Here is a 9,454-nt window from a genome sequence, read left to right as displayed (position 1 = left end):
CCAGTCGTTGGGCGGGAGTTCGCCGTCCACGCCCTTGCCGGGGCGGAAGTGGTACCGCTCGCGCAGCGGCGAGCCGGGGCCCTCGGCGAGCGCCCGCTTGAACCACTCGTGCTGGTCGGAGGAGTGGTTGGGGACCAGGTCCACGATGATGCGCAGGGACAGCGCGTGGGCCTCGCGGATCAGCGCGTCGGCGTCCAGCAGGTTGCCGAACATCGGGTCGACGGCCCGGTAGTCGGCCACGTCGTACCCGGCGTCCGCCTGCGGGGAGGCGTAGAACGGGCTGAGCCAGACGGCGTCCACGCCGAGGTCGCGCAGGTAGGGCAGTCTGGCCCGCACGCCGGCCAGGTCGCCCATGCCGTCGCCGTTGGAGTCGGCGAAGCTGCGCGGATAGACCTGGTAGATCACCGCGCCGCGCCACCAGTCGCGGTGCTGGGCGGCGGGGGCGACGGCGGTGTCGTCGGCCGGGGCTGCGAGATGCTGCTGGCTCATGGCGTCCTTGGTGCGTGACGAGGTTCGGTTCGTTTCGGGCGTGGGTGCGGCGGGCGTCAGCCCTTGGTGCCGCCCGCGGTGAGGCCGGTGACGAGGTTCTTCTGCACGAGGTAGAAGAACACGGACACCGGTATCGCTATCAGCACCGCGGTGGCGGCCATGTAGTTCCACTGCGCGTCGTGCTCGCTGACGAAGGTCTGCAGGCCGACCGCGAAGGTGTACTTGGAGTCGTCCAGCAGGAAAGTCGTGGCGAACGCGACCTCACCGACCGCCGTGATGAAGTTGTAGAACGCGGCAACGGCCAGGCCCGGCCGGGCCAGCGGCAGGATCAGCCGGAAGAAGGTGCCGAACGGGGTGAGCCCGTCCACCCGGCCCGCCTCGTCGATCTCGAAGGGGATGGTGTCGAAGTACCCCTTGAGCAGCCACGCGCTGTACGGCACGGCGGTGGAGCAGTTGATGAGGATCAGCGCCCAGTAGGTGTCGATCAGGCCCAGCTCGCCGAAGATCTCGTACATCGGCACGATCAGGATGGCGATGGGGAACGCCTGGGTGAGCAGCAGGACCCACATCAGCGGCTTGTAGCCGGGGAAGCGCATCCGGGAGACGGCGTAGCCGGTGGTGGCGGCGACGAAGACGCCGATGAAGGTGGTGCCGAGCGCCACGATCATCGTCGACTTGAACCAGTCGAAGAAGCCGGTGTGCTGGAGCACGAAGGCGTAGTTGGCGAACCCCGCCCGGCCGAAGATGCGGCCCGGGTGCAGGTAGTCGTCCTTCTCCGGGCCGAGGGACAGGAAGAAGAGCCAGGCCACCGGGACCAGCGCGATCAGGCTGGCCAGGACCAGGCCGCCGTGCAGCAGGACGGTGCCCAGGGGGCCGCGCTCGCCGCGCCGGCGGGTCGCGCGGGGCCGGGCGGCGGCCGGTGCGGCGGCGGTGAGCGGGCGTCCCGGCGCGGTCTCGGGGGGTGTCGTGGTGCTCATGGCGGCGGCTCCTGCGGCGTCAGACGGCGAGCTGGTCATTGCGCTTCAGCCAGCGGAAGTAGAAGGAGGTGAACACGGTCAGGATCGACAGCAGCAGTACGCCGTACGCGGCGGACTGGGCGAAGTCGCGCGGCTGCTGTCCGAAGCCGAGGAAGTAGGCCCACGTGACCAGGATCTGGGCGTCCGGGGCGCCGGTCGGGCCGAACAGCAGGAAGATGATGGCGAACTGGTTGAAGGTCCAGATCACGCCGAGCAGGACCACGGTGGAGCTGACCGAGCGCAGTCCGGGCAGGGTGACGTGCCGGAAGCGCTGCCAGGCGCTCGCGCCGTCCATCTCGGCTGCCTCGTAGAGCGAGGAGTCGATGGACTGGAGCCCGCCGAGGAGCGAGAGCATCATGAACGGCACCCCGCACCAGGTGTTGACCATGATGGCGGCGAACCGCTGCCAGAAGGTGTCCTCCAGCCACTGCGGCTGGGGCAGGTGCAGGGCGCCGAGGATCTGGTTGAGCACACCGGAGTCGGCCAGCATGATCCGCCAGGAGAAGACGGTGACGAAGGTGGGCACCGCCCAGGGCAGCACGAGCAGCAGCCGGTAGACGGTGCGGCCGCGCAGCTTCTGGTCGAGCATCATCGCGAGGCCGAGCCCGATGACGTAGTGCAGGGTGACGCAGGCGACGGTCCAGAACACGGTCCACAGGAAGTGCGACCAGAAGCGGTCGTAGGCCGTGGGGCCGAAGAGGATGTCCTGGTAGTTGTCGAGCCCGATGAACTTGTAGGTGGCGTCGATGTGGTTGACACCGATGGTGCGCGCCGAGTTGAGGCTGTTGGCGTCGGTCAGGGTCAGGTAGACGCCCCGCACCAGCGGGTAGCCCACGAGGATGCCGAGCACGACGACCACGGGCGCGATCATCGCGTACGCGTACCAGTACCTCTGGTAGCCGTTCTTCAGGCGCTGCCCGAGACCGGGCCGGGGCGGCCGCTCACCGCTGCGCCGGCCGGTCGCGCGGTCGATGGCGACTGTCATGGTGCGACACCTTCTACAAGTTCGGGGGCGGGCTGGTCACAGGCCGGTGGCCGCCGGGTTCCCTCCATCCCCCACGGCGGGGGGAACCCGGCGGCCACACGGGCTCACTTGCTGAAGTCGGGCACCAGCTTGGCGATGGCCAGCTCGGCGTTGCTCAGGCCCTTGTCCAGCGGCTCCTTGCCCCCGGCCACCTTGGGCAGCTCGGTGTCCAGCGGGCCCCACAGGGAGCTGTACTCCGGCAGCGCCGGGCGGGGCTGGGCGGCGGGGAGCACGCCCTGGTAGCCGGCGATGCCGGGGTCGGCCTTGACCTGGGAGGTGTAGGCGTCGCCGCGGGTCGGCAGCGTGGAGTTCTTCAGCGCGATGGTCTCCTGGGACTTGGCCGAGGTCATGAACTTCACGAACTTCAGGGCCGCGTCCTGGTGGGCCTTGTCCGAGCCGGCGTAGACCGAGAGGTTGTGGCCGCCGGTCGGGGCGCCCGCCTTGCCGGCCGAGCCGGCCGGGACGGTGGCGATGCCGAGGTTGGACTTGTCCTTGAAGGCCGAGCCCTTGTAGAAGTTCGTGATCTCCCAGGGGCCCTGGATGATCGAGGCGACCTTGCCGTTGACGAACGCGTCCTGGATGTGGGCGTAGGCGTCCGCGGTGGTGTCCGCCTTGTGCAGGCCCTTGCCGGAGAACGTGCTCTGCCAGGTGCCGTACGCCTTCTTCGCCGGGGCGGAGGCGACGGTGATCTTCTTGCCCGCGGCGTCGACGGTGTCGGTGCCCTCCCCGTAGAGGAAGCACTGGGCGTAGTACGCCTGGGTGGAGCCCCAGTAGCCGTCGACCTTCGCCTTGTCCTTGACCTTCGCGGCGTCGGCCTTCAGCTCGTCCCAGGTCTTGGGGGCCTCGGTGATGCCGGCCTTCTTGAACAGGGCCTTGTTGTAGACGAACGCGAGGGTGTCGGTGACCAGCGGCACGCCGTAGGTCTTGCCCTCGTACTGGGCCTGCTTGATCAGGTTGGGCTCGAACTTGTCCTGCTCGGCGAGGGCGTCGGTGCCGTCCAGCGGCAGGAAGAAGCCCTTCTTGGCGAAGGCCGGGGTCCAGCCGACCTCGGACCGCAGGATGTCCGGCGCGCCCTTGGAGCCGGCGGCGGTGTCGAACTTGTTCTGCGCCTGGTCGAAGGGCACGTTGACGTACTTGACCTTGATGTTCTTGTTGGCGGCCTGGAACTGCTCGACCAGGGCCTTGTACGTCGGCGCCTCATTGGTGGCGTTGGAGGTGTCCCACCAGGTGAGGGTCACCGGGCCGTCCGACTTGCTGTCGCTGTCGTCGCTCCCGCCGCACGCCGTCGCCGTGAGGGCGAGGGACGCCACGAGCGCGGAGGCCGCTATGCCACGCCGCATGAGTTCTCCTTGAGGGTGAAAAGCCCGAGATTGCAGGTGCGGCCCCGTCTGCCGCCACCCGCGTCGTGCCGACTGCGCCATTGCCGCGGCCGGGCGACTCGGAACGTAACAGCGTTGTAAGCGCCGCGAAAGACCTTGCAGAAAAAAAGTGCAAGAAGACGGCCGGGTTACCGTGTCGTGACCTGCCCCAGACCTTGTCGAAATACTGGTCTACCGCCGGTAGGCGGGTTGACGGACACTTGTGCAAGACTCTGCAAGCTCTTGCCGCGGGGGGCCGCCGCCGGGATCATCCCCTTGCGGCCGTGCGCCGGGCGGACCGTCCGGCGGGCACGAGCGACGACATACCCATGAGGGGCGAGGAGCGCGATGACGCGGCAATCCACGGCGGGCCGTTCGGCCGCCCGCGTACGGCGTCCCGCCGGTGCGCCGGGCGCGGTGCGGCCGGTACAGTCCACAGGCGTGACCACACGGCTTGCGGACATCGCTGCGCAGGCGGGGGTGAGCGAAGCGACCGTCAGCCGGGTCCTCAACGGGAAGCCGGGCGTCGTCGCCACCACCCGCCAGTCCGTCCTGGCCGCGCTGGACGTGCTCGGCTACGAGCGTCCGGTGCGGCTCCGCCAGCGCAGCGAGGGCCTGGTGGGCCTGATCATCCCCGAGCTGGAGAACCCGATCTTCCCGGCGCTGGCACAGGTCATCGGGCAGGCGCTGACCGGGCAGGGCTACACCCCGGTGCTGGCCACCCAGACCCCGGGCGGCTCCACCGAGGACGAGCTGACCGAGATGCTGGTGGACCGGGGGGTGGCCGGGATCATCTACGTCTCCGGGCTGCACGCCGACACCACCGCGGACATGCAGCGCTACGAGCGACTGCGCGCCCAGGGCGTGCCGTTCGTGCTGGTGGACGGGTTCTCGCCGAAGGTGCAGGCACCTTTCATCTCCCCCGACGACCGGGCGGCGACCTCGCTCGCGGTCACGCACCTGGTGTCGCTGGGCCACACCCGGATCGGTCTGGCGCTCGGCCCGAAGCGGTTCGTGCCCGTGCAGCGCAAGATCGAGGGCTTCGTCCGCGCGATGCAGGACCAGCTCGGGCTGGGCGCCGACCTGGTCGCCGAGGAGCTGGTGCAGCACTCGCTGTACACGCTGGAGGGCGGGCAGGCGGCGGCCGCCGCGCTCATCGGGCGACAGTGCACGGCCATCGTGTGCGCCAGCGACATGATGGCGCTCGGCGCGATACGGGCCGCCCGGCAGCTCGGCCTCGACGTGCCGCGCGACGTGTCGGTGGTCGGCTTCGACGACTCGCCGCTGATCGCGTTCACCGACCCGCCGCTGACCACCGTGCGCAAGCCCGTCCCGGCCATGGGCCAGGCCGCGGTGCGCACGCTGCTGGAGGAGATCGGCGGGACGCCCGCCCCGCACAGCGAGTTCGTCTTCATGCCGGAGCTGGTCGTGCGCGGCTCCACCGCCTCGGCTCCGGGCGAGCGTTCGCGGGGCTGAGCCCCCGCCCCGCCAGGCGTTTTCGCGCAGAACATGCGTGGTGGTACCGGCCTTGGGATGATCTGTCGAGCGTCCCTAGTCTGGCAGACTTGGTAGCTATGAGTGACTCGACCGTGACAGGACCGGGCGGCCACCGCGACGAGGTGGCCGTACCGCGGACCGTCACGGGCCGGGGCACCGGCGGGGCGCGGGCCCTGCGCGACCGGGTCCGCCGTCCCCGGCGCCCCCGGCTCTGGTTCGAGATCCTGCTGATCGGCGCGAGTTACTGGACGTACTCGCTCATCCGCAACGCCGTCCCGGAGCAGAGGCGCGAGGCGCTGCGCAACGCCGACGCGGTGTGGTGGCTGGAGCACCGGCTGGGCATCGCCGTCGAGGCGTCCGTCAACCACGCCGCCGACTCGGTGGGTTGGCTGATCATCGGCATGAACTACTACTACGCCACGCTGCACTTCGTGATCACCATCGGGGTGCTGGTCTGGCTCTACCGGTGGCATCCCGGCCGCTACGCCCCCGTCCGGCTGGTGCTGTTCGCCACCACGGGCGTGGCCCTCGCCGGGTACTACCTCTTCCCGCTCGCCCCGCCCCGGCTGATGCGCGGCGGCCACTTCATCGACACCGTGATGGTCCACCACACCTGGGGCTCCATGGCCTCCGGCGACCTCAAGCACATGTCCAACCAGTACGCCGCGATGCCGTCCATGCACATCGGGTGGTCGCTGTGGTGCGGGCTGACCGTGTTCGCGCTGGCCTCCGTGCCGTGGGCACGGGTGCTGGGGCTGGCGTACCCGGCGCTGACGCTGCTGGTCATCGTGTCCACGGCCAACCACTTCTGGCTGGACGCGGTCGGCGGGATGCTGTGCCTCGCCTTCGGGGTGGGGGTGGCCCGGCTCTGGTACGGGCGGTGGCCGCAGGTGCCCGGAGCCGTGCTCGGTGCCGGGGCGCGTCAGCCGGCGTAGAACAGCTCGTCCACGACCGACCGGGCCCGGCGGGCCGTACGGCGGTACGCGTCCAGCATGTCGCCGGCCCGGCCCTCGCCGTAGCCCAGGTAGCGGCCCACCGCGGCGAGCTCGCGGGGCTCGGTGGGGAAGGTGTCGCCCGCCCGCCCGCGGACCAGCATCACCGCGTTGCGGACCCGGCTGGCCAGCACCCACGCCTCGTCCAGCACGGCCGCGTCCTCCGCGCCGATCAGGCCGGCCTCGCGGGCCGCCGCCAGTGCCTCGCGCGTCCTCGGGGTGCGCAGGGCAGGCACCTCCCAGGCGTGGCGGAGCTGGAGCAGCTGGACCGTCCACTCCACGTCCGACAGACCGCCGGGGCCCAGCTTGGTGTGCAGCTTGGGGTCTGCGCCGCGCGGCAGCCGCTCGGACTCCATCCGGGCCTTCAGCCGGCGGATCTCACGCACCGCGTCCTCGTCCAGGCCGCGGGCGGGGTAGCGCAGCGGGTCGATCAGCGCCATGAAGCGGCGGCCCAGGTCCTCGTCGCCCGCCACCGGCTCCGCCCGCAGCAGCGCCTGCGACTCCCAGCCCAGCGACCACCTGCGGTAGTACGCCTCGTACGACTTCAGGGTGCGGACCAGCGGGCCGGACTTGCCCTCCGGGCGCAGGTCGGCGTCGATCAGCAGGGGCGGGTCGGCGCTGGGGAGCTGGAGCAGGCGGCGCATCTCGGCCACGACCTTGTTGGCGGCCTTCGCGGCCTCGTGCTCGTCCACGCCCTCTCTCGGTTCGTGCACGAACAGCACGTCCGCGTCGGAGCCATAGCCGAGTTCGTGGCCGCCGAATCTGCCCATGCCGATGATCGCGAACCTGGTCGGGAGGGTGTCGCCCCACGTCTCGCGGACGACCGCGCGGAGGGTGCCGGCGAGGGTGGCGGCGGTGAGGTCCGAGATCGCGCTGCCCGTGCGGTCCAGGAGGACGCCCTCGTCGGACTCCGCCGGGGTGGTCTCCGTGCCATAGGAGCCGACGATGTCCGCCGCTGCGGTGCGGAAGAGTTCCCGGCGCCTCACGCCTCGGGCGGCCGCTACGCCCTGTTCCGCGTTCTCCGCGCGGTTCACCGCCGCGGTGATCTCCTGTTCCAGCTGGGCCCTGCCCCGCGGTTCCAGGCCTCCCGCGTCTCCGTCGCCGAGGAGGGCCACGGCTTCGGGGGCCCTCAGGAGGAGGTCGGGGGCCAGGCGGCCCGCCGAGAGGACCCTCGCCAGGTTCTCCGCGGCCGCGCCCTCGTCCCGGAGGAGGCGGAGGTACCAGGGGGTCTTGCCCAGCGCGTCCGAGACCTTGCGGAAGTTCAGGAGGCCGGCGTCGGGGTCGGCCGAGTCCGCGAACCAGCCGAGGAGGACGGGGAGGAGGGTGCGCTGGATGGCCGCCTTGCGGGTCACACCGGAGGCCAGCGCTTCCAGGTGGCGGAGGGCCGCTGCGGGGTCCGCGTAGCCGAGCGCGACCAGGCGCTCTCTCGCCGCTTCCGCGCTCAGCCTTGTTTCGCCGGGGGCCAGTTGGGCCACCGCGTCCAGGAGGGGGCGGTAGAAGATCTTCTCGTGGAGGCGGCGGACCACTCCGGTGTGGCGCTTCCATTCGCGGCGCAGGCCCGCGACCGGGTCCGTACGCAGGCCCAGTGAGCGGCCCAGGCGGCGCAGGTCTTCCTCCGCCTCGGGGACCAGGTGGGTGCGGCGGAGCTGGAACAGCTGGATGCGGTGTTCCAGTTCACGGAGGAAGCGGTACGCCTCGTCGAGGCGGGCGGCGTCCTCCCGGCCCACGTAGCCGCCCTTCGCCAGGGCTTGCAGCGCCTTCAGGGTGGTGCCGCTGCGGAGAGCCTGGTCTGTGCGGCCGTGCACCAGCTGGAGCAGCTGGACGGCGAATTCCACGTCCCGCAGGCCGCCCGGGCCGAGCTTCAGCTCTCTGTCGATCTCCGACGGGGGAATGTTCTCCACCACCCTGCGGCGCATCTTCTGCACGTCGGAGACGAAGTTCTCCCGGTCGGCCGCTTGCCAGACCATCGGGGTCAGGGCGTCCGTGTACGCCTCGCCGAGTTCCTTGTCCCCCGCCACCGCGCGGGCCTTCAGGAGGGCCTGGAACTCCCAGGTCTTCGCCCAGCGTTGGTAGTAGGCGAGATGGCTGCTCAGGGTGCGGACGAGGGGGCCGTTGCGGCCCTCCGGGCGGAGGTTCGCGTCCACCGGCCAGATCGATCCCTCGACGGTGGTTTCCGAGCAGATGCGCATCATGTGGGAGGCGAGTCTCGTGGCCGCCTTCAGTGCCTTCGTCTCGTCCGTGCCCTGGGTGGGCTCCGCCACGAAGATCACGTCCACGTCGGAGACGTAGTTCAGTTCGTGGCCGCCGCACTTGCCCATGGCGATCACTGCCAGGCGGCAGGCCTGTGCGTCCTCGGGGGCCGCGGCCTGGGCCATGGCCAGGGCCGCGCGGAGGGTTGCCGTCGCCAGGTCCGCCAGTTCCGCCGCCGTCTGGGTCACGTCCGTGGTGCCGCAGACGTCCCTCGCGGCGATGGAGAGCAGGCAGCGGCGGTACGCCACTCTCAGTTCCACCGGGTCCATAGCTTCCGCGAGGCCGCGTTCGAACTCGGTTACTCCTGGGTGGAGGTCCCTTGGCTCGTAGGTGACCAGTTCCTGCCAGTCGTGGGGGTGGCGGCTCAGGTGGTCCGCGAGGGCCGCCGACGCGCCCAGTACGCCCAGGAGGCGGTCGCGGAGGGGCTTCGCCGCGATCAGGGTGTCCAGGAGTTCCCGGCGGTCCGTGGGGGCCGGCTGGGCCTCCAGCAGTCTCACCAGGCCGCGCAGGGCGAGGTCCGGGTCCGCTGTCGCGCCCAGCGCCTCCAGGAGGACCGGGTCCGCCTTCACCGGGGCCAGCTCGGGGCTGTCCAGCAGGCGTTCCGCTCCCGAGGGGTCCGTGAAGCCGTGCCGAAGCAGTCTGGTGAACGTACTGCTCCTGCGCCCCGGCGTCATCCGCGGCCTCCCCTCGGGATCGAGACGGTCCTGGCCAGAGCCTAACCGTGCCACCGGCCGGACCTCGTGTGGCATCGGCCTCGCGTCGCCCGGGGGCCCCACCCTGGCGTCGTGCGGCCTCGGTCCCGCGTCGACCGTGGCGTGCCCCCGCGTC

At 71.0% G+C, this 9,454-nt stretch carries 7 protein-coding genes; 2 read left to right on the top strand and 5 right to left on the bottom strand.

The genetic code is table 11. From position 1 onward, the window contains the following. The 4 genes from CCN33_RS07900 to CCN33_RS07885 form a co-directional block, all read right to left on the bottom strand. The coding region (locus CCN33_RS07900) for an alpha-amylase family glycosyl hydrolase (RefSeq protein ID WP_244173723.1) at window positions 1-489 on the bottom strand (489 nt) is incomplete at its 3' end. Between the two features lie 56 nt (window positions 490-545). Continuing rightward, on the bottom strand, window positions 546-1,466 hold the full coding sequence (locus CCN33_RS07895) for a sugar ABC transporter permease (protein WP_086692615.1): 921 nt from the start codon (window positions 1,464-1,466) through the stop codon (window positions 546-548). Between the two features lie 19 nt (window positions 1,467-1,485). After that, window positions 1,486-2,490: a carbohydrate ABC transporter permease gene (locus tag CCN33_RS07890; protein ID WP_086692613.1), complete on the bottom strand. Its 1,005-nt coding sequence runs from the start codon at window positions 2,488-2,490 to the stop codon at window positions 1,486-1,488. Window positions 2,491-2,594: 104 nt separating this feature from the next. Further along, a complete protein-coding gene (locus CCN33_RS07885; protein ID WP_086692611.1) occupies window positions 2,595-3,869 on the bottom strand; it encodes an extracellular solute-binding protein in 1,275 nt (424 codons plus the stop codon). A 459-nt stretch (window positions 3,870-4,328) separates the two neighbouring features. On the opposite strand from CCN33_RS07885, the gene CCN33_RS07880 reads away from it, so the two are divergent. Further along, entirely contained in the window at window positions 4,329-5,363 is a 1,035-nt protein-coding gene (locus tag CCN33_RS07880; protein ID WP_086692625.1) for a LacI family DNA-binding transcriptional regulator, read from the top strand. Between the two features lie 98 nt (window positions 5,364-5,461). Next, on the top strand, window positions 5,462-6,319 hold the full coding sequence (locus tag CCN33_RS07875) for a phosphatase PAP2 family protein (RefSeq protein ID WP_086692609.1): 858 nt from the start codon (window positions 5,462-5,464) through the stop codon (window positions 6,317-6,319). On the opposite strand, the gene CCN33_RS07870 is transcribed toward CCN33_RS07875, so the two are convergent. Then, the gene (locus CCN33_RS07870) at window positions 6,307-9,300 is read right to left on the bottom strand and encodes a bifunctional [glutamine synthetase] adenylyltransferase/[glutamine synthetase]-adenylyl-L-tyrosine phosphorylase (RefSeq protein ID WP_086692607.1); all 2,994 of its coding nucleotides are present in this window, start codon (window positions 9,298-9,300) and stop codon (window positions 6,307-6,309) included. The two genes, CCN33_RS07875 and CCN33_RS07870, sit on opposite strands and share 13 nt — an antisense overlap. Between the last annotated feature and the right edge of the window lie 154 nt (window positions 9,301-9,454).

Origin of the sequence: Streptomyces recifensis, assembly GCF_002154615.1 — a bacterium.
Classification (GTDB): Bacteria; Actinomycetota; Actinomycetes; order Streptomycetales; family Streptomycetaceae; genus Streptomyces; species Streptomyces griseoluteus.
This window is presented reverse-complemented; position numbering and strand designations above follow the sequence as displayed.